At 31.9% G+C, this 19,385-nt stretch carries 19 protein-coding genes and 3 pseudogenes; 16 read left to right on the plus strand and 6 right to left on the minus strand.

Annotation, left to right across the window (positions count from 1 at the left end; all coding sequences use genetic code 11):
- Positions 1 to 307: 307 nt before the first annotated feature.
- Positions 308 to 610, minus strand: coding sequence for a hypothetical protein (locus ACZDYH_RS07830; RefSeq protein WP_474886087.1), 303 nt, complete (start codon positions 608 to 610; stop codon positions 308 to 310).
- A 279-nt stretch (positions 611 to 889) separates the two neighbouring features.
- Between ACZDYH_RS07830 and ACZDYH_RS07835 the strand changes: the two are divergent.
- Both ACZDYH_RS07835 and ACZDYH_RS07840 read left to right on the plus strand, forming a co-directional pair.
- Positions 890 to 1,092: pseudogene (locus ACZDYH_RS07835) on the plus strand (helix-turn-helix domain-containing protein); the annotation flags it as partial.
- Positions 1,078 to 1,332, plus strand: a pseudogene (locus ACZDYH_RS07840) (DUF3967 domain-containing protein); the annotation flags it as partial. The pseudogenes ACZDYH_RS07835 and ACZDYH_RS07840, both read left to right, overlap by 15 nt.
- A 194-nt stretch (positions 1,333 to 1,526) precedes the next feature.
- On the opposite strand, the gene ACZDYH_RS07845 reads toward ACZDYH_RS07840, so the two are convergent.
- Positions 1,527 to 1,985 (minus strand): hypothetical protein, encoded by a 459-nt coding sequence (locus ACZDYH_RS07845; RefSeq protein WP_098472723.1) that lies wholly within the window; start codon positions 1,983 to 1,985, stop codon positions 1,527 to 1,529.
- An 816-nt stretch (positions 1,986 to 2,801) separates the two neighbouring features.
- On the opposite strand from ACZDYH_RS07845, the gene ACZDYH_RS07850 reads away from it, so the two are divergent.
- From ACZDYH_RS07850 to ACZDYH_RS07865, 4 genes are all read left to right on the plus strand, one after another.
- Entirely contained in the window at positions 2,802 to 3,911 is a 1,110-nt protein-coding gene (locus ACZDYH_RS07850; protein ID WP_474886090.1) for a response regulator aspartate phosphatase, read from the plus strand.
- Positions 3,911 to 4,039, plus strand: coding sequence for a hypothetical protein (locus tag ACZDYH_RS07855; RefSeq protein WP_000737558.1), 129 nt, complete (start codon positions 3,911 to 3,913; stop codon positions 4,037 to 4,039). The genes ACZDYH_RS07850 and ACZDYH_RS07855 overlap by 1 nt, the downstream gene beginning before the upstream one ends.
- Before the next feature lie 268 nt (positions 4,040 to 4,307).
- Positions 4,308 to 4,697: a hypothetical protein gene (locus ACZDYH_RS07860; protein ID WP_000940664.1), complete on the plus strand. Its 390-nt coding sequence runs from the start codon at positions 4,308 to 4,310 to the stop codon at positions 4,695 to 4,697.
- Between the two features lie 76 nt (positions 4,698 to 4,773).
- Positions 4,774 to 4,893: a DAK2 domain-containing protein gene (locus ACZDYH_RS07865; RefSeq protein WP_071740898.1), complete on the plus strand. Its 120-nt coding sequence runs from the start codon at positions 4,774 to 4,776 to the stop codon at positions 4,891 to 4,893.
- A 426-nt stretch (positions 4,894 to 5,319) separates the two neighbouring features.
- Here the strand turns inward: ACZDYH_RS07865 and ACZDYH_RS07870 are convergent, their stop codons facing one another.
- On the minus strand, positions 5,320 to 6,213 hold the full coding sequence (locus ACZDYH_RS07870; RefSeq protein WP_000395467.1) for a helix-turn-helix domain-containing protein: 894 nt from the start codon (positions 6,211 to 6,213) through the stop codon (positions 5,320 to 5,322).
- Positions 6,214 to 6,581: 368 nt separating this feature from the next.
- Between ACZDYH_RS07870 and ACZDYH_RS07875 the strand changes: the two genes are divergently transcribed.
- From ACZDYH_RS07875 to ACZDYH_RS07910, 8 genes are all read left to right on the plus strand, one after another.
- Complete coding sequence (locus tag ACZDYH_RS07875; protein ID WP_000473837.1) at positions 6,582 to 6,863, plus strand: LCI fold-containing protein; 282 nt, start codon at positions 6,582 to 6,584, stop codon at positions 6,861 to 6,863.
- 1,536 nt (positions 6,864 to 8,399) lie between these two features.
- Positions 8,400 to 9,665, plus strand: coding sequence for a 3D domain-containing protein (locus ACZDYH_RS07880; RefSeq protein WP_086692745.1), 1,266 nt, complete (start codon positions 8,400 to 8,402; stop codon positions 9,663 to 9,665).
- A gap of 62 nt (positions 9,666 to 9,727) precedes the next feature.
- Positions 9,728 to 10,993, plus strand: a complete 1,266-nt coding sequence (locus ACZDYH_RS07885; RefSeq protein WP_474886095.1) for a 3D domain-containing protein — start codon at positions 9,728 to 9,730, stop codon at positions 10,991 to 10,993.
- 62 nt (positions 10,994 to 11,055) lie between these two features.
- Positions 11,056 to 12,396, plus strand: coding sequence for a C40 family peptidase (locus tag ACZDYH_RS07890; RefSeq protein WP_434713662.1), 1,341 nt, complete (start codon positions 11,056 to 11,058; stop codon positions 12,394 to 12,396).
- A 258-nt stretch (positions 12,397 to 12,654) separates the two neighbouring features.
- Complete coding sequence (locus tag ACZDYH_RS07895) at positions 12,655 to 14,388, plus strand: S-layer homology domain-containing protein (protein ID WP_000288190.1); 1,734 nt, start codon at positions 12,655 to 12,657, stop codon at positions 14,386 to 14,388.
- A gap of 125 nt (positions 14,389 to 14,513) precedes the next feature.
- The gene (locus ACZDYH_RS07900; RefSeq protein ID WP_001035208.1) at positions 14,514 to 15,158 is read left to right on the plus strand and encodes a hypothetical protein; all 645 of its coding nucleotides are present in this window, start codon (positions 14,514 to 14,516) and stop codon (positions 15,156 to 15,158) included.
- A gap of 141 nt (positions 15,159 to 15,299) precedes the next feature.
- Positions 15,300 to 15,614 (plus strand): PadR family transcriptional regulator, encoded by a 315-nt coding sequence (locus ACZDYH_RS07905; protein WP_017673390.1) that lies wholly within the window; start codon positions 15,300 to 15,302, stop codon positions 15,612 to 15,614.
- Positions 15,615 to 15,627: 13 nt separating this feature from the next.
- Positions 15,628 to 16,239: a DUF2812 domain-containing protein gene (locus ACZDYH_RS07910; RefSeq protein ID WP_025710240.1), complete on the plus strand. Its 612-nt coding sequence runs from the start codon at positions 15,628 to 15,630 to the stop codon at positions 16,237 to 16,239.
- Between the two features lie 362 nt (positions 16,240 to 16,601).
- Here ACZDYH_RS07910 and ACZDYH_RS07915 read toward each other — a convergent pair whose 3' ends face one another.
- Positions 16,602 to 16,841, minus strand: coding sequence for a DUF2798 domain-containing protein (locus ACZDYH_RS07915; RefSeq protein WP_000700226.1), 240 nt, complete (start codon positions 16,839 to 16,841; stop codon positions 16,602 to 16,604).
- Positions 16,842 to 17,188: 347 nt separating this feature from the next.
- Positions 17,189 to 17,538: pseudogene (locus ACZDYH_RS07920) on the minus strand (IS4 family transposase); the annotation flags it as partial.
- Positions 17,539 to 17,634: 96 nt separating this feature from the next.
- Here ACZDYH_RS07920 and ACZDYH_RS07925 point away from each other — a divergent pair.
- Together ACZDYH_RS07925 and ACZDYH_RS07930 are read left to right on the plus strand one after the other, a co-directional pair.
- Positions 17,635 to 18,207 (plus strand): histidine phosphatase family protein, encoded by a 573-nt coding sequence (locus ACZDYH_RS07925; protein ID WP_000846736.1) that lies wholly within the window; start codon positions 17,635 to 17,637, stop codon positions 18,205 to 18,207.
- Positions 18,208 to 18,395: 188 nt separating this feature from the next.
- Entirely contained in the window at positions 18,396 to 18,779 is a 384-nt protein-coding gene (locus tag ACZDYH_RS07930; protein ID WP_078439232.1) for a hypothetical protein, read from the plus strand.
- A 316-nt stretch (positions 18,780 to 19,095) separates the two neighbouring features.
- On the opposite strand, the gene ACZDYH_RS07935 is transcribed toward ACZDYH_RS07930, so the two are convergent.
- Positions 19,096 to 19,203 (minus strand): YjcZ family sporulation protein, encoded by a 108-nt coding sequence (locus tag ACZDYH_RS07935; RefSeq protein ID WP_000505670.1) that lies wholly within the window; start codon positions 19,201 to 19,203, stop codon positions 19,096 to 19,098.
- Positions 19,204 to 19,385 lie beyond the last annotated feature (182 nt).

A 19,385-nucleotide genomic window follows, 5' to 3' on the forward strand; every position in this document is an offset into this window, starting at 1 on the left:
ATGTTATTTCACGATATCTATTCTTTCGGGACAGGTGTATTTATAATAGACAGAAATTTGACCATGAGAAGATGTTTCTTCTTGTGGTCTTTTTTTGTTGTCTTGTTAGTTAAAGGGGTACTTAGTACAAAAAATAACCGTAGATAGTAGCACGAACACTGTTCTTGTTATAATTAATTTTTTTCAGAACGTCTATAATCCTCTTTTAAAAAATATATGTAAATATAATAAAAAACGAATGATTAATAGAAATATTCTACGCCACTCGTTTTTTATCGGACTTCTTTTTACTGTACTTTTATTTTCTTTATGAGTTATTAGAAAAATAATTGTCTATATAAGTCTTTATTTTTTCAAAATCCTTTTCCATAAATAAAATTGCTGGTACTTCAATTATTGGAAGATTATTTTCATTATTAAAAGGTGGACACGGTTTGGGAACTACCAAATAGTCAACTGAGCTTTTATCCCTAATATAATTAATTGAAATATCATAATGATTGGAAAAAAATTCCTTCAAATCATCCTGATTCCTTAAAAATGGTAGAGAAAATATTGAACCATAATTTATACCAGCGTCGACAATTAATACAAAGCATATTTTTTTCATGATACACCCTCCTCGTATAATAAGTTTTAAGTTAATAATTGTTCCTTGAAAATTAAATAGTTTTTATATTCAAGAGCTACATCAAAAAAATGATGTATGGGTAAAATTTAGTCTTGGATACTGGGTGGGTTCCTAGATAATGGAAGTATAGAAGTAAAAAGATATGGTTATAATTTAAGTCTTCGACACGATATAACATATCCCCTGTAAAAATTTGTAAAATAGCCTGTGAAAAACTGGATTTTCACTTGTAAATAACAGAAATAGGAGATGGAGAGAATGTTATTTACTTTGGATGAAATTATGACGCCGAGGGAAGCATGTGATCGTTGGGAGATTACGCTGGATAATCTACACATGAAATTAAATAGATTAAAAAATAGTGATGTGTTGAATGGATTAATTAAAGAAGGAAAAGCAAAATATTATAAGCCAGAAGGAAAAAAAGAGGGGAATGGATATTTACAATAGAAGAGATTAATAAGGTGCAGCAAGTAAAATTATTAGAAATGGAACAAAGATTAGGTGATCGCATTGATCAAAGAAATAAATAAATTGAAAATGATATAAAAGATCGTAAGGAACGTGAAGAAAGAATAGAAAAAAGGCTAGAATTAAGAGATGATAACTTTATGGAAATGGTAAGAGAAATCCAAGATGCAAAACGTACTATCGTATTGGCTCAACAAGAAATAGCGGCAGCTAAAAAGAAGTCCTGGTAGATGTTTTGGAAATGAGTATCATTTTTAAATTAATACAAGTAAAAGAGACCTTATATGGTCTCTTTTTTTTAGGGTATTTTACTGTTTTCGCTCAAATGGATTGTCTTATACATCTAAGTTGTTTCTACATAAATATCTGTAATCTCACCTATTACTATATCTTTAAAAAAATTTCCAACAGAACCAATAAACCGTTATAAAAAGTATTTAAAATAATAACAAATAGGTATAATAATTCCCACTATAGAAAATACAATACTTCCTAAATTAAATGCAGAAAGTTTCGCACGATGAACTTGAATTTCACCTAAATCTACCCCTCCACTAAAATGCTTATCCATAACTTTAGCGACGTTTTGTTGTTGATTAACAAAATAAGGTATTAGCCATATACAGCAGAACAAAATAATACTACCAAAAAAGAGTGTGTCAATAATTGAAGCTTTCCAATTTAATGAAGTAATGACTATGAGAACAAATTCTCCCACCATAACAATTATCATAGTTACTATATATCTGGTTTTTTCAGAAACGTTTTTAAATACAGTCTCGTCCATAATTTTTTCTATTTTAGTCCATATTACACTGATTAACACGATTAGGCTAATTAAGAAAATAGTAAATAAAGCTTTAACTAAAAGGTACTCAAACACTACCGACACCACCTAGTAATTTCTAAATTAGAATATAAAGTTGATTTTTTTAACTCTATCAAAAGATTAAATTCAATAATCTATTAACTAGCTTATCGAAAAATTTATTGATTTAAAGATACAACACTATATGTATTAGTTATATAGGATAAGATCTCCCAAAATTCCTTTTCTAATATATATATCTTCTAATCGTTGTTGGACTTCAATTGTCTAAATATTTTATTTAGCACTTTATATCAGTTAATGATTAGAATTTTCTGAATTATAATTCCGTGATATTATTAAGAAAATAATTATTATTATGATATCTCGATGTAATTGCTGCTAATGCTTTATCTTCAAGGGGAAATATAAGGTTTTCGTTACCGTAATACTAATAACAACCTAACAAATTGAATAGTTACCAGAAAATACTAAAATATATCCCTCGGCAATTTACAGTATAATACACTTTTAGAAAAAATGGAATATTTAAGTATTTCTTTATTAATAATATGAATTAATAGAATGTTTATATTATTGTCCGGATTAAAGATAGCTTAGCTGTGGTGATCTTTATTCATTTTTTCTAGAGTTTATATTAACTTAACAAACTTTGTAACAGAACCATATATAAGATCAAATATGATACAAGCAATATGACAAGTTTTTTATTTTTTATACAGTAACCATTTGTTAGCCAATCTCCTTTCTCCATTAAGAATATTCTGTTAATTTTTTATCAATTTACAATTAGAGGTTGAACTATTATATAATTTGCAAAATTATGGTAATATTCAGGTAAATAGAAGTAGTTGAGGAGGACGTAGTGATATGAGCACAAATATTTTAATGCATGAAGCAGTTATGCAACAACTTAATGATTTTTATCAAATGATGTTGTCGCAGCAAATTATAAAAGCAACTGAATTAAAGAAAGAAATAGATGAAAAAATTGAACAGATTAAACATGCAGAAGAAAAAGAAAATCAAAATTTATTATTATATTATTCTTTACTAGACCTAAAATATAGAATGCTAACTGATCGAGTGAGTATTCGAAAAGATAGTTTTGAAGCAATTGATACAATTGATGAATCGACAGATACACTCACAGCTTATTACTATCATTCTTTTAAAGCAGAACATGCTTTAATGTTTAGTAACTATAATGAAGCCAGAAGGCAATATGAAGAAGCTGAGAGCCTATTAGAACATATTTCTGACGAATTAGAGCATGCAGAGTTTTATCAAAAATATGCGGTGTTAAATCATCATATGTCTAGTATGCTAATATCTATTGAATACGCAAATAAAGCGAAAGAAATCTTTGAAAGACATGCTGGATATGAGATGAAAGTTGCTTCTTGCGAAAACACATTAGGGACAGCTTGTATATTCTTAAAGCAATTTGAAAAAGCGGAAGAACATTTGAATCGTTCCATTGACCTTTTGCAAAAACATAATGTAGAAAAATTGATTTTAGTAGTAAGGCATAATTTAGGATTATTATATGCAACTCAAAACTTATCTACATTAGCGATTCGTCATTTATCAGAAGTGACAGAGAAGAATCCTGCCCATTTTAAAGCATTGTTCTTACAAGCACGTGAACACCATAAGCTAAGAGAAACAATTATTGCAAAAGAACTTATTGAAAAAGGATTAGCAGTTTGTATAGAATTAGGAAATGAAGAGTATGTATATCATTTCAATATTTTACGTTCTCTTAATGAAGATGAAGCAATTGAACTCTTAGAAGAAGAAGTGAAAAAAGGTATTTCTTACTTCGAAAAGCAGGATTTGTGGGATTTCGTAGAAGAATATGCAGAAGTATTAGCGGTTCGCTTCCGCAAATTGAATAAGCATGAAAAAGTTAGTGATTATTTCGATGTATGTTACGAAGCGAAACAAAAATTACTAAGCAAAGGGGCGTTAAAATAATGAAGAAGCTTGTATTAGCGACGTTAGGATTAGTGATAGTATTATCATTTAGTAACAATACAGGTGATACACAACATGCTCTAAAAAAGGAAGAAATTATACAATACTCACATGCTGATCATTTTTAATAGCTAATTAACAAAGGGACTCCAATTATGGAGTCCCTTTGTTAATAGGATATTGCTTTAGTTTATCTAATTGTAATAATGTTTGTAAAAAGTGTAGATATTTTCTAAATTTGCAGAGGTAATTATTTGTTAATCTTTTAAAACATTGGCTTAGTAATACCGAGGGTTATTATAGATATATTAATCATATAATTTGTCCATATCAAAATGAACGTTTTTTGCATTTAATATATTGTAAATATATTTTATTTTGGAAGGATGTGATTATATGGCTCATAAATCTACTGGAGTGTTTCGAGTTCCAGTTTCTGAAAATGGGATTATTCCAACTGCTCTCAACATTATGTTAAACAATGATTCACGTTGCCATACTAGTAATGTAACGGTAACTGTTAAGAGAAGTCGAAACACCTTTTTCCCAACTCAAAATGAATTAGTTGAAATCTCTCGTACTTTTGTTTCTTTAGAACCAAACAGAACAACTAAGATTGTGTTGTTTACTCCAGAATTCCAAGTAGAAGATTTCCTTGATGTCATCATTAGTGGAAATAGAGAGGATGTTAAGGATGTTCTTGTATATTCTTTCTTAGCAGATTCAGTAGGTCATAATCTGCCATCTACTGTTTTCAGAAATGCAGAATACACTTTTGCTTGCTGACACTGTGATAATGTATTCTTTACTGTCGTATATCTGAATTGAAATGTTGCAAACAGCACTTCAAGGCATATAATCTATCGTTGAAAGATCATTCGGCAGAGGAGCGGTAGTTGGTGAAAGAAGTTTAGGATATCCAGATGCAGGTGCACATATGCTTGGGGTTATCTTTACAGAAATTTTAGGTAGTTTGAAATAGAAATTAAAGATCCCTTCTACCTTAAGGTGGAGGGGGGTTCTTAATATTGTTTTTTGATATATATTGCTAAATATGTTCCCATAATTCATTCTATTGTATTGAGAATAATGTCATCTACATCAAAAAACGGTTTATAAAAGGAACTAGTATTTGAAGAAGTTCCACCTCAAACATACTCCTATGCATATAAGTATGTTTGAGGTGGATTTATTAAAGAATTTTATATATAGCATGAATGAAAATGGGATAAATAAAACAATGCTTCTCAGTATGTTTTTAAGAATTAATTGAGCAGGTCTTTGTAAAAATAAAGAAAAGACATCTAAAGGTGCCTTTCGCCGACTTAAATTAATTTTAATATTATCGATCTAAGTTTAAAAGCTGTAGGGATTTTTTCTGTGGGTTTTGTAAGTAGTTTTTACGAAATTATGAGTGTTTTTTATTTTGTATTTCAATAAGTTCATCTGGTAGCATTTTTGTATAATATTCTTTTTCTGTTAGTTCAAATATAAATAATGCTTTTTTCCAGTTATAAATAACATCTTCTACATTATGTTGTTTCATTTTTAATAAACACTGACCCTTTAAATAGAATAGTTCACCTAGTAAGTATAAAGTATTTAGATTAATTGCTAATTTGATACCCTTATCAATATACTTTATTGCCTCTTCATGTTGATATGTGAAGTCGAAACATTTTGCTAAATTTAACATGAGTTTTAATTTAATTTCTTTATCTCTAGGAAAATCTAATTTATTAAAATTAGTTAAACATCTTTTGAATATATTAATACTTTTTTCATATTCTTTATTTTCTGCATAAAATATAGCCATTGTTTGCATAATATCTATTTCTCTTTCTGATAAAAAATCAGAATTAGTTAAAGTGAGTTTTAATGCATTATTTAAAAAATCTAAAGCAGTTTTTATTGATTTATCCACCATAAATATAGCAATTGCTTCATGCCACATTAGAAATTGTTTCTCATCTTTTGTTTGAAAATTATTCAAGTTTTTTTCTTTTTTTACTATTTCATAAAGTTCTTTATATTGTTTTTGCTTTAAGCAATCTTTTATTACGTATTTTACATTTTCTACATATTTTAATCTTTTGTTTTGAGTTAGTGCAAATATGTTATTCGGATCAATACCAAGTCTTTCTGATAATTGATATAACAATATACTAGATGGATAAATCATACCTTTTTCAATCTTGCTAATTTGACTTTGTGAACATATTCCATGACATAATTCGGATTGTGATATATTTTTTTTAATTCTAAGTTCTTTAATGGTAATACCCAAATCGTTAAATTCCATTTTTCCACCTACTATTTAGCACTTTATTAATATAAGAACATTCTCTAACCTTAATGTAATGTAAAATTAATATAGTTGCAATTATTGTTTTAAAGGTCTTATCGTTTCTATAAGATGGTGAGATTTTTTTTTGTACAAAAAAGACACCAAAAGGTGCCTTTCGCCGACTTGGACCACGTTCATTTAATATAAACCTATCTGTATTTTCACATGCTTCTCTAATCCCTCTATTTTACATTTGATAAAATAAAATCCTAATATTACCAATAATTAAATAAATATTTCTACATGTTCAAGATATTTACATAAATTACAAAAATGATACATTTAAGTTGTAAGCTATAAAAACTATTAAAGGGGGATTTATTATGTTCAAGAAATTAGTAGTAGGGCTATTGGCAACAGGTATTGCATTAACAGGAGGAATTGGGGCAGCTTCAGCTGATACGCAAAAAGCTGTGAGCTCTCCGAAGCAAGCAACATGCTCAATTCCTTATGAGTATTCTAATGGTAAATTCAAAAGAACTCTTTATTACTCAAATGGAGTATATGCTAATAGTTTTAATGAAAATGTTTGTGGCGGGACGATTACGTGGTACTTAAAACATGTTCAAAATGGAGTTGCTTTTTACGAAGGTAATTTAAAATAGTAGATTTTTTGAACCTCATTTATTGAGGTTCTTTTATTTTTAGTTTTTAAACTGATTCTCTATAAAAAAGACACCCTAAGGTGCCTTTTTGCGATTTGATCCATTGTAATATGGTATTGAATGCTAGTCCGATTATTATTTTACTATGTTAAGTAGTTTCGATTATTGAGAAAAAATACAACTCATTGTTTGAATGCAAAAAAGCCCTAGGGGGACTAGGACTTTTTGCTAGAATAAATAAGATTTAAAAAAGGACTTATATAACGTAACATATGAATGTTTCGTAAATGTATCAAAAAAGTGAACAAAAGCGTTAATTTTAATAAAAAAAGCTCCGCGATAAAAGCTGCGGAGCTTCATAAGGTCGAGTTATGTCGTACTCACAAAGGATTTTAACATGAATGTTGTGGTGAAAATACTGGTAAATTTATCCCATAAAACTCCCGCTGATTAGAGTTTCACTTCATTCGAAGGAATTTATGTTTTATAAATTAGATTATAATAGTTGATATTCTCCATATTGACCAGAAAAGAACTAAAAATTCTAGTGAAATTCCAAGTGTTCGTTTCCTAGTTTTTTGAAATTCTTTTATTAAATAGCCAACAGCACTAATTGCTATAAGAATGAAAAGAATAAGTTCGAGTGTAACTGGCATTTTATCTACTCCTAATACATTGATTTGTCATATATAGATTATAGGATATTTTTACGGCTAGTGGTGAAAAAATTAATAAAAATATCTCTAATGGAGTTTTGTTTGAACTTCTAAAAGAATTTGTGAAAACCATTGTACGTAAAGTTTCTGCGTATGTTTTTAGGAAACAAATTTTAGACAAAGATAACAAAAAAATCACTCCTCATCGCCGTCGGAAGCAAAAGGGTGGGGTTTGTAAAAAATAAATGAGCCCTAATGAATATAATGTACAAAAGAAAAGACACCCAAAGGTGCTTTACCCCGACTTGATAACAACATTTTATGTATTAAAGGTCATCAAAAAATGTTGTATTTGAAACACGTGACGTTCCATTAATATATTATAAACTAAATGTGATTATATATTGAATATAAAATTTAGAAAGTTGGTGGGAATAATAAAATGCATAAAATCCTTATTAAAAAAGAAGCCCTAGGATTAGGGGGCTAGGGCTTCCTGTGTTGGTATATCTCGCACGACATTATAAAAAGAAAAGAACTTAATGAAGATAACAGAGAAATGTTTAGTAAATGTATCAAAAAAGTGAACAAAATAGTTATTTTAAAAAGAAGAGCAACTAGCAAAAATTAGATACTGATGTATAAGAAAAGAATAGATTAAATAATTTAATATAAAAAATACAAGATATGCAATATTGCATATCTTGTATTTCATATTACATTGAACCCAATCATGCCTTGAATAGAGAGGGTTTAAAAGAAATATAATAATCTAAATTGTTTACCAATTAATATGGTAAATTATAGATAAATAAAGAAATTTATGTTAATGTACTTATGGTAATATACTGTTAAAAAAAGGAAGAGGTGAAAAGTTTATATGTTTAAAAAAGGCGTATCATTGCTATTAATTCTCATTTTATCTATTTCTACATTTAGTATAGTAACTCACGCTGCTAGTAGTTCAGAATCTGTGAATCAATCATTCTATGGGTATAAGGAGCCATCTTTTAATTCAGCTAAAACAAATGGCGGATCAGAGTATGGTGCTCAAAATGTAGGAGTCGTGGAAAAAAGAGATAATGGCTGGTGGAAGATTGAAACATGGGAAGGTCCAGTTTGGATTAACTTAAATGGGGAAGAACGTGTCATGGGAGATTTCTATGGATATGATGAACCTTCTCTCTCATCAAAGGTTGCGAATGCTGGAGCGAAGTACGGGCGACAAACATTTAGAATAGTAGATGGAACAACAGATGGTTGGCTTAAATTTAAGACGTGGGAAGGCGAAAAATGGATGAATCCTGCGGCTGAACAAATTACCGTCAACAAAACAATCTATGCATATAATGAGCCTTCATTTAATGCAAAGAAAGCAAATTATGGAGCACCATTTAACCCACAAAATTGGGGAGTAGTAGAAAAAAAAGAAAATGGCTGGATGAAAGTAAGTACTTATGAAGGTTATAAGTGGATCAATCCAGATGGAGAAGAAAAATTCATAAACAAATCATTCTATGCGTATAACGAAGCCTCATTTAATGCAGCAAAAGCAAACGCTGGAGCATTATATAGTCCACAGAACTTTAGAGTTGTGGATGGGACAACTAGTGGATGGTTAAAGGTTAAAACATGGGAAGGCGAGAAATGGATGAATCTAGATGGAGAAGAAAGGTTTATAAATAAATCATTCTATGCGTATAATGAACCTTCATTTAGTTCAGGAAAAGCAAACGCTGGAGCATTATATAGTCCACAGAATTTTAGAATAATAGATGGGACAACTAGTGGATGGTTAAAGATTAAAACATGGGAAGGTGACAAGTGGATTAATTTAAATGCGGAAGATATAGGCGTAGAATTCTACGTGGAAGCTACTGCATACAGCGTAGAAGGTAGTCCACCACATGAAAGAATTACGGCAGCTGGAATAGACATAGGAAAAAATCCTAACATCAAGTTAATTGCAGTTGATCCTAAAGTTATTAAACTAGGAACGAAAGTTTGGGTTGAAGGATACGGTGAAGCAATTGCTGGAGATACAGGTGGAGCTATTAAAGGCAATAAAATTGATGTTCTATTCCCTACAGAAAAGCAAGCACGTGAATGGGGACGTAAAAAAGTAAAAATTAGAATAATGAAATAGGATATATCTATTCTTAGCTTTGAAGATTATATATTAGACAAAATAAAAGGGAGGATATTTTTATGTTTAAGAAAAGTATAGGAATTTTATTGTTTTTAATTCTATCTATCTCGACATTTAGTATAGTAACTCACGCTGCTAGTAATTCAGAATCCGTGAATCAATCATTCTATGGGTATAAGGAGCCATCTTTTAATTCAGCTAAAACAAATGGCGGATCAGAGTATGGTGCTCAAAATGTAGGAGTCGTGGAAAAAAGAGATAATGGCTGGTGGAAGATTGAAACATGGGAAGGTCCAGTTTGGATTAACTTAAATGGGGAAGAACGTGTCATGGGAGATTTCTATGGATATGATGAACCTTCTCTCTCATCAAAGGTTGCGAATGCTGGAGCGAAGTACGGGCGACAAACATTTAGAATAGTAGATGGAACAACAGATGGTTGGCTTAAATTTAAGACGTGGGAAGGCGAAAAATGGATGAATCCTGCGGCTGAACAAATTACCGTCAACAAAACAATCTATGCATATAATGAGCCTTCATTTAATGCAAAGAAAGCAAATTATGGAGCACCATTTAACCCACAAAATTGGGGAGTAGTAGAAAAAAAAGAAAATGGCTGGATGAAAGTAAGTACTTATGAAGGTTATAAGTGGATCAATCCAGATGGAGAAGAAAAATTCATAAACAAATCATTCTATGCGTATAACGAAGCCTCATTTAATGCAGCAAAAGCAAACGCTGGAGCATTATATAGTCCACAGAACTTTAGAGTTGTGGATGGGACAACTAGTGGATGGTTAAAGGTTAAAACATGGGAAGGCGAGAAATGGATGAATCTAGATGGAGAAGAAAGGTTTATAAATAAATCATTCTATGCGTATAATGAACCTTCATTTAGTTCAGGAAAAGCAAACGCTGGAGCATTATATAGTCCACAGAATTTTAGAATAATAGATGGGACAACTAGTGGATGGTTAAAGATTAAAACATGGGAAGGTGACAAGTGGATTAATTTAAATGCGGAAGATATAGGCGTAGAATTCTACGTGGAAGCTACTGCATACAGCGTAGAAGGTAGTCCACCACATGAAAGAATTACGGCAGCTGGAATAGACATAGGAAAAAATCCTAACATCAAGTTAATTGCAGTTGATCCTAAAGTTATTAAACTAGGAACGAAAGTTTGGGTTGAAGGATACGGTGAAGCAATTGCTGGAGATACAGGTGGAGCTATTAAAGGCAATAAAATTGATGTTCTATTCCCTACAGAAAAGCAAGCACGTGAATGGGGACGTAAAAAAGTAAAAATTAGAATAATGAAATAGGATATATCTATTCTTAGCTTTGAAGATTATATATTAGACAAAATAAAAGGGAGGATATTTTTATGTTTAAGAAAAGTATAGGAATTTTATTGTTTTTAATTCTATCTATCTCGACATTTAGTATAGTAACTCACGCTGCTAGTAATTCAGAATCCGTGAATCAATCATTCTATGGGTATAAGGAGCCATCTTTTAATTCAGCTAAAACAAATGGCGGATCAGAGTATGGTGCTCAAAATGTAGGAGTCGTGGAAAAAAGAGATAATGGCTGGTGGAAGATTGAAACATGGGAAGGTCCAGTTTGGATTAACTTAAATGGGGAAGAACGTGTCATGGGAGATTTCTATGGATATGATGAACCTTCTCTCTCATCAAAGGTTGCGAATGCTGGAGCGAAGTACGGGCGACAAACATTTAGAATAGTAGATGGAACAACAGATGGTTGGCTTAAATTTAAGACGTGGGAAGGCGAAAAATGGATGAATCCTGCGGCTGAACAAATTACCGTCAACAAAACGATTTATGCATATAATGAGCCTTCATTTAATGCAAAGAAAGCAAATTATGGAGCACCATTTAACCCACAAAATTGGGGAGTAGTAGAAAAAAAAGAAAATGGCTGGATGAAAGTAAGTACTTATGAAGGTTATAAGTGGATCAATCCAGATGGAGAAGAAAGATTCATAAACAAAGCATTCTATGCGTATAACGAAGCTTCATTTAATGCAGGCAAAGCAAACGCTGGAGCATTATATAATCCGCAGAATTTTAGAGTTGTGGATGGGACACCTAATGGATGGTTAAAGGTTAAAACATGGGAAGGCGAGAAATGGCTGAATCTAGATGGAGAAGAAAGGTTCATAGAAAAAGCATTCTATGCGTATAACGAGCCTTCATTTAGTTCAGGCAAAGCAAACGCTGGAGCATTATATAGTCCGCAGAATTTTAGAGTAATAGATGGGACAACTAGTGGATGGTTGAAGATTAAAACATGGGAAGGCGACAAGTGGATGAACCTAAACCAAACAGATTCTGGTTCTTCTGGAGTAATTGATTTAGCTTTAAAACAACTTGGAAAGCCGTATGTTGAAGCTGGGACAGGACCAAATGGATTTGATTGTAGTGGCTTTATTTATTACGTATTTAAAAATAATGGATATAACATTGTGAGAACAAGTGTTGCAGGATACTGGGGAATGGTTACAAAAATAAGTGATCCTCAACCAGGAGATTTAGTATTCTTACAGAATACATATAAAGCGGGTCCTTCTCATTTAGGAATATATTTAGGGAATGGTGAATATATTCATGCTGCTGACGAAACAACAGGTGTAATTAAAAGTAAGATAAATAGTTCATACACTCAAAAGCACTTCTTGGGGTATGCTAGATTTTCAAAATAATTAAATTGGATTCAATAAAAAGACAGCTATCTATGGATAGCTGTCTTTTTATTATTTGTGTTGACTTGACTACTTATATATATTCACAAGCAAAACAACATAATATTAATACGGAAAAATATATTAATATGAATTTTTGCATATTTTAAAATTCAATATATCCCTCAAAAACTTTTAATTGTATAATATATTTTGTCATATTTTTAGATTTTTCGACATAAACCAACAAAAATAGAGAGCGTATTGGGAGAAGACATTATGTATACAAAACTATTAAAATCAATTACATCATTATCACTGATTGGTGGTGCGTTGTTATATACAAATGGCAGCGATGTAAAAGCTGCTGAAGTGGGTGTTTTTTCTGATGTGCCGACATCACATTGGTCATATCCTGCGATTAAAGATTTAGCGAGTAAGAATATTATTTCCGGTTATGGAAATGGGATATTTGGTTTTGGAGATGTTGCGACAAGGGAGCAAGTTGCGGCTTTAATTTATCGAGTGTTAGTACCAAATAAACAAGGCGGTTCGTTTAGTAATGGTGGAACTCGTTACGTATTAAAGGATGGATCTACGTTTAAAAATCCTTACGGTGATATTAATCAAAGTTCTACAATGTTCCCAGAAGAGGTGTTAACTTTAACGAATTTAGGAGTTTTTAAAGGTGATGAAAATGGCCAATTTAGACCGAAAGCTTCTGTGAGTCGTGCGGAAATGGCACAAATTCTTACAAATGCTTTCCATCTTGCGGCAAAACAAAAACATACCTTTAAGGATGTTCCAAATCCATTTTGGGCAGAAAATGCAATTAGTGCGGTGCAGTCAAATGGAATCGCAGATGGCACAGGGAACGGGAATTTTGAACCGTATGGCACAGTAACACGTGAACAGTATGCGCAGTTTTTATATAAAACTTTGAAATATAAAAATGCCGATGTGAAAGACACAGGAGATGCGGCATTATTAACAGCTTTTAAAGAGGAAGTACAAAAGCGTATTAATACATACGAGACAAATATTACACTTCCATATAAAACGAAAAATAATAATACAGAAGAAGTGATGAATACACTTTTTAACGCATATAAAGAAGTTGCAAGTAAAAATGAGTATACAAATAATAATAGATCGAATGTTTCATATGGACTTTCTGGATCACCTGGAAATTATACGTTTACGCTTAAGATTACATATCGTGAAACGAAAGAACAGACGGAATATGTCATGAAACAAGCGAAAGCAATCGTTTCTTCTATTACTCAAGTTGGAATGGATGATCACGAAAAAGTGAAGGCGATTCATGATTACGTAGTAAAGCATGTTTCTTATGATACGTCTTATAAAGCTTACACAGCATATGAAGCACTTGTAAATCGTTCTGCGGTTTGCCAAGGTTACGCACTATTAACTTATCAATTATTAAAAGAAGCAGGAATTGAAAATCATTTTGTGACAGGAACTGGGGACGGACAACCTCATGCTTGGAATTTAGTGAAAATCGAAAACAAATGGTATCACCTTGATACAACATTCGATGATCCAGTGCCAGATGAGCAGGGCCGCGTCACGTATTCGTATTTCAATTTATCAGATGAACAAATCGCAAGAAATCATGAGTGGAACCGCGGAGACTACCCGCAAGCTACAACGAATTATTATAGTACACTGACAAACAAAATTGCGGCAGGTAGTACGAAAACGCCTGCATATCAACAAATATTAAAAGATACAAAGTTAAACTATTTAGGAAATGAATATATCGCAAATAACTATACCGAATTAAAAAATAAAATGCAGCAACGCTATAGTGCAAAACCAGAGAAAATTGAAGTGCTATACAAGCAATCAATGAATGGTGCACTGCAAGATGTGAAAAAGGCAATTGGCGAAATCGATTATCCGCAAGGGGCAAATCGAGTTTCTTATAAAGCGGAGCCTTATAATGCGAAAGAAGGGTATTCTTTAGTGACGATTACGTTTACGTATTAAGAATGAGAAAAAGCATCTGTTTCAGATGCTTTTTTTTATTGTATTGATTCGACAAAATATGACAGGGGAAAGCGAATTGGTCTGTTATGATAATTTTTGAAATTTTACATTTTGGAGGATTAATCATGAACAAAAAGAAGATTTTCGGTGCGTTAATAGGAATTGTAGCCTTATTTGTAATTATTAATGTAGTTGTTATGAAAGAGAAAACGACATCAACTAGTGAAAAAATGTACTCTGAGAAAGAATATAATAAATTAGTAGATGAACATTTTGAAGAAACGCAAAAGTTGAAAAGTGATATGAGTGTGTTAGAAACTGAAAAAAAATCTCTTGATGAGCAAGTGAAGAAGTTAAAAGATGAGTTAGCGAAAAAAGAGCAACAAGTAGCGCAGCAGCCGGTTCAACAAGAACAACCAAAGCAGGAACCACAACAACCAGCACCAGCGCAACAGCCGGAAAAGAAAGAAGAGCCAAAACCAGAACAACCTACTGGAGCATTCGAAAATCCAATGAAAAGCATAAACAAAACAGAGGCAATGAATAAAGTAAAAGAAAAGGCGAAGAAAGACTTCCAAGATGATTATATGACACAAAACTTTGTTGCGGAGGAACAATCAAAAGCATTTGATTTCTTAAACAGTATTGAAATTAAATCACAAGAAGAATTAAATGTAATGAAGAATGCATTGAAAGATTTTTCTAACGACTTTATGACCGCGAAGTTTGTTTATGAAGAGCAAATGAAGGCGAAGAATAAGCAAGGGTAAAACAAAAACGCTATCTTTTAAAAAGGTAGCGTTTTTGTTTTGGGTTATAAAGTTATTCCTACATTTGACATATACAGTCTAACTGTATATAGTTAAACTATACAGTTTAACTATATATTTATCGTTACATTGGAGGTCTTTATGAATAGAGATAAAAATTTACCATTAACGGAAACAACGTATTACGTTCTTTTAGCTTTATTAGAGCCAGCTCATGGATATTTAATTATGCAAAAGGTGGAGGAACTGAGTAATCATCAAGTGAAAATCGCAGCGGGTACATTGTATGGTGCGGTTGAAAATTTATTAAAACAAGGGTTAATTGAATCGGTAAAAAGTGAAGATAAACGAAGAAAAGTGTATGTCATTACGGAACGCGGGAAAGAAGTATTGCATTTAGATTTTATGAGAATGCAGCATATTATTGCGGTTACAAAGAGTTTATTACGCGTATAGTTAGGGGGAAACGATGATGTGGAGATTGAAATTCTTTTTAGATTTTGAGAAAGAGGAAAAATGGTTAGAAGAGATGGCTTGGAAAGGCTATCAACTGAAAAGCACTACATTTGGTTATACATTTAGATATACAGAGCCGGAAGATGCGACGATTAGAATAGACCATAGAGTATTTAGTAGAAAAAGTGAATTTATTAATTACTGCACGTTATTTGAAGATAGTGGTTGGGAGCATATAGCCGGTAATCGTTGGTCAGGTACGTACTATTTTAAAAAGGTAAATGAAGAAAGTGAAGATGACATTTTTTCAGATCCAATGTCACGAGCAGGGAAGTATAAGCGTCTATCTAAAACATTTTTAGAATTAGCGATCTGTTATTTGCCGATATTATTTTTATTTGTGTATAGTAATACAATGAATTTAGGAGCCTTTGTAAATCCGAAAGAACTATACTTGACGCCAGGATTATGGGATAAGCAAGGTGCATCATTTCTATGGTCATTCTTATTTGAAACGCCATTTGCATTAATGAGAGGACTTTTTTTGACATTTATCCCCGTTGCGACATGTATGTTTTTCGTTTGCTCGTATAAAGCAAATCGATTGTATGAAGAGAGAAGATAATAGGATGGATCCCCTGAAAGCTTAAACTCTTGGGATAGATGGGCATCTAATTAGCTAGGGTCTATAATGACACCTTTCAAAAGAATCAGCTTTATAGAGCGTACCCATAGTTTATAGTCTACTATATACCTTTTTATGAATATGTATAATTACATGAAATTTCAGTGGAAAAGAGAGTATACTTTCGTATTGTGTAATAAAGATAAAGCCCGCCTACGGAAATAGGCGGGCTTTTTTTACTTATAAAGAAAAGACAACCTTTAAGGTGTCTTCCTTCGATTTGAAACATTTTACTAGGTTAAGTTTTTGTGATAATAAACTTTTTTAATTGGAATGAACCTACGCAGTACATCACTTTATTCTTAAGCATCATTCTCAACAAAAGTGAAGATTTTCATTATCTTTTTAACTACAAAGGGTAATAATTTAGAAGCTAAAAATGCAAGTACGAAAGCAATTCCCCATGTTTTCATCCATGATTTGAGAAATAAAGCTGTATATCCAACATTCATTGAAACCATGACGAAAGAGATAATACTAGATATGCCTAAAATCATAAGGATATTAAAAATTAATGGTTCAAATTTTTTATTGATTTTCAACATTAACACCTATTTTCTATATATGCTTTGCTGCAATAGCAATTATTGAGATGTTTATTAGTTTGTCTGGAATAGGATCTCCTGTTATTGCTATCCAGCTAAGATTTTAAGTCCGTACCTAAATGAACACTTTATATTTTTTATAGTATCGAAGTTCATTTTGGGGGCGAATGTAATACTACATCATTAAAGTATTAGTTACAATTGAATCTCTGCGCACATAACCATCAAATTAAGCTTAAAAATAAAATAAACTTGCATTTACATAAACGAAGAAATTCTTAAAATATGTGTTTTCATTAAAAATAAGCATACGAAATAGACCCTAGCGGGTTTCATTTTTTTACTTATGCAGCTTTCTTTTGCTTTCTCAATCCACTATTTTCATAGATAACACCCATGATATCAAAGACAGTCTTCTTCTCATATCGATGAGATTTCCGCCCGTTGTTCTGTAGAAGGTATAACAAGCGAATCAGCAGATTTGTAATCTCTAGGAGTCCTTTTTGTATGACTTGATATAAGAGAAATGGATGATCTTGTATCATACCTATCGCTTTATATTCAATTAGTTTTTTTTTAGAATTTGGCGCATTTTAAACATTGTAGAGGAACATAGGTAAATAGTGATTATATTTCTATATAGTTGGCACTCTAATCGCTCCTGTTTTACATTACGATAATGGTCTGTTTCGAATTTGTAGTTTTCTGTTATTTTTTGGGAGACTGTATTGGATATATATGCTAATATAAGTTGGTGATTATACAGAAAACTGAAAAAATGGAGGTAATTATGAAAACTTTCATATATATGGTGAGACACGGGGATTCACCAAAGTTTGGAAAAGAAAAAACAAGAGGATTAACTGAAAAAGGAAAATTAGATGTTCAACGAATAACGGATGCATTACAAGGTGAGGGAATCGACGTTGTTATCTCAAGTCCATACAATCGTTCAATTCTAACTGTTCAGCAGTTAGCAAAGCAAATAGGACAAGAAGTTTTAGTATTTGAGGACTTAAAAGAGAGGATTTTTATTGCTGAAGAGGAACGAATTTCGGATAAAGAATTATTCCCTTTGATAAAAAAGTCATTCTTAGACCCCGACTTTGCTTTAATGGGGGGAGAGTCTAATGTCGACTGTCAGAAACGTGCTATAAAAGTCTTAAAAGAATTATTAAACACCTATCGAGGACAGAAAGTAGTATTAGGCACTCATGGAGCTATAATGACTTTGATGATGGGGTATTATGACAGTAAGTATGACTTGAATTTTTTACTACAGACATCAAAACCAGATATATATAGGATGGAATTCAATGGACAGGAATTGGTGGAGGTTAAAAGATTGTGGGAAATTTCATAGATTGAATTTATTCATCCATTGCTTCTCCCAATGACGTGTATTATAAAAAATAGGGTTACTGCGGTAACTCTTTTTCTTATGGAACTAATGGGGGATTGAGTTCAACAATCTAAAAATTTCGGTTCCTTAGCGCACAAAATTCACGTTTTGTTCTTGCTATCCCGAGATGAAATGGGAGGGAATGTTTTTTGGGCAAGATACTTTTAAAGTTATTTTTTAAATCAATCCTATTTTTTTTCTTATGCGGTATTGTTGTTTATTCTATATTTCAGATTATTTTTGTTTTGAGTGTTTCGACAGGATTAGGGAGGGATGATATAGTCGGATTTTCTGATAATAAGTATGTAATTGGCCGTCCACCTGTTAGCTATAATTTATATAAAAAAGATAGTGGAAAAACTATATTAGATAATGTTATTGGTTATAAAAAGGGGAAAACCAAAAGCTATGTTCGGAATGAAGTTGAATTTGTAGTGATAGATGAGATAAAGGGTAGCTATGAACTGTATAAAATACAAAATGCTTCAGAAAAGGATATAGAACGGCTGAAGGAAATGAAGAAATTAGAATAATAGAGACTATCTGAAAGGTAAAGAAGCACACTTGTTATTGTTAGATCTAAAAAATGGTTTAGACTGATAACTGAGTTTTGTTTCATGAAAAGAGTCATTATTAAAATAAAGTATTAGGGGTTCAGTCCCATTGTCATCAAGCTAAAATTTTATCGTACCTCCAGAACGAAATTTTGTGCTAACTTATAACAAAAAAGCTCATTTTCTCGTTTTGGGGTAATTCTGAATTCTTAAGTTGATAAGCATGGCCTCTGCACATTGCATGGGGCTTTTTCATGAAGAAAGGACACTCACGTGAGTGTCCTTTCGATAGTTTTTAGCAGAAGCAAGCAGCTCCAACGATGATTAATAAAATAAACAATACAACTAATAAAGCAAATCCTCCAGCAAAGCCACAGCCGCCACAACTACCACCAAAGCCCATAACAGTTCCTCCTTTTAATAGGAAGGGAAAACCAAGAGGTCACTCATGTGTTTTAACGGATTCCATTTACTTTATTCTTTTACGAATGAATGGAGCAGGTCCTTTTTAAAATAGATTTATGCCGCTATTTGTCGGGTAGTAAGACCCGGATTGGTGAGGGCTGATTAAAGTTTCACTTTATT

This window comes from Bacillus sp. EB V-12 (assembly GCF_056158125.1).

Coding starts and splice junctions, on each gene's coding strand:
- ACZDYH_RS07830 (WP_474886087.1), bottom strand. CDS start 610: ATGAAAAAAATATGCTTTGTATTAATTGTCGACGCTGGTATAAATTAT.
- ACZDYH_RS07850 (WP_474886090.1), top strand. CDS start 2,802: ATGAGCACAAATATTTTAATGCATGAAGCAGTTATGCAACAACTTAAT.
- ACZDYH_RS07855 (WP_000737558.1), top strand. CDS start 3,911: ATGAAGAAGCTTGTATTAGCGACGTTAGGATTAGTGATAGTATTATCA.
- ACZDYH_RS07860 (WP_000940664.1), top strand. CDS start 4,308: ATGGCTCATAAATCTACTGGAGTGTTTCGAGTTCCAGTTTCTGAAAAT.
- ACZDYH_RS07870 (WP_000395467.1), bottom strand. CDS start 6,213: ATGGAATTTAACGATTTGGGTATTACCATTAAAGAACTTAGAATTAAA.
- ACZDYH_RS07875 (WP_000473837.1), top strand. CDS start 6,582: ATGTTCAAGAAATTAGTAGTAGGGCTATTGGCAACAGGTATTGCATTA.
- ACZDYH_RS07880 (WP_086692745.1), top strand. CDS start 8,400: ATGTTTAAAAAAGGCGTATCATTGCTATTAATTCTCATTTTATCTATT.
- ACZDYH_RS07885 (WP_474886095.1), top strand. CDS start 9,728: ATGTTTAAGAAAAGTATAGGAATTTTATTGTTTTTAATTCTATCTATC.
- ACZDYH_RS07890 (WP_434713662.1), top strand. CDS start 11,056: ATGTTTAAGAAAAGTATAGGAATTTTATTGTTTTTAATTCTATCTATC.
- ACZDYH_RS07895 (WP_000288190.1), top strand. CDS start 12,655: ATGTATACAAAACTATTAAAATCAATTACATCATTATCACTGATTGGT.
- ACZDYH_RS07900 (WP_001035208.1), top strand. CDS start 14,514: ATGAACAAAAAGAAGATTTTCGGTGCGTTAATAGGAATTGTAGCCTTA.
- ACZDYH_RS07905 (WP_017673390.1), top strand. CDS start 15,300: ATGAATAGAGATAAAAATTTACCATTAACGGAAACAACGTATTACGTT.
- ACZDYH_RS07910 (WP_025710240.1), top strand. CDS start 15,628: ATGATGTGGAGATTGAAATTCTTTTTAGATTTTGAGAAAGAGGAAAAA.
- ACZDYH_RS07925 (WP_000846736.1), top strand. CDS start 17,635: ATGAAAACTTTCATATATATGGTGAGACACGGGGATTCACCAAAGTTT.
- ACZDYH_RS07935 (WP_000505670.1), bottom strand. CDS start 19,203: ATGGGCTTTGGTGGTAGTTGTGGCGGCTGTGGCTTTGCTGGAGGATTT.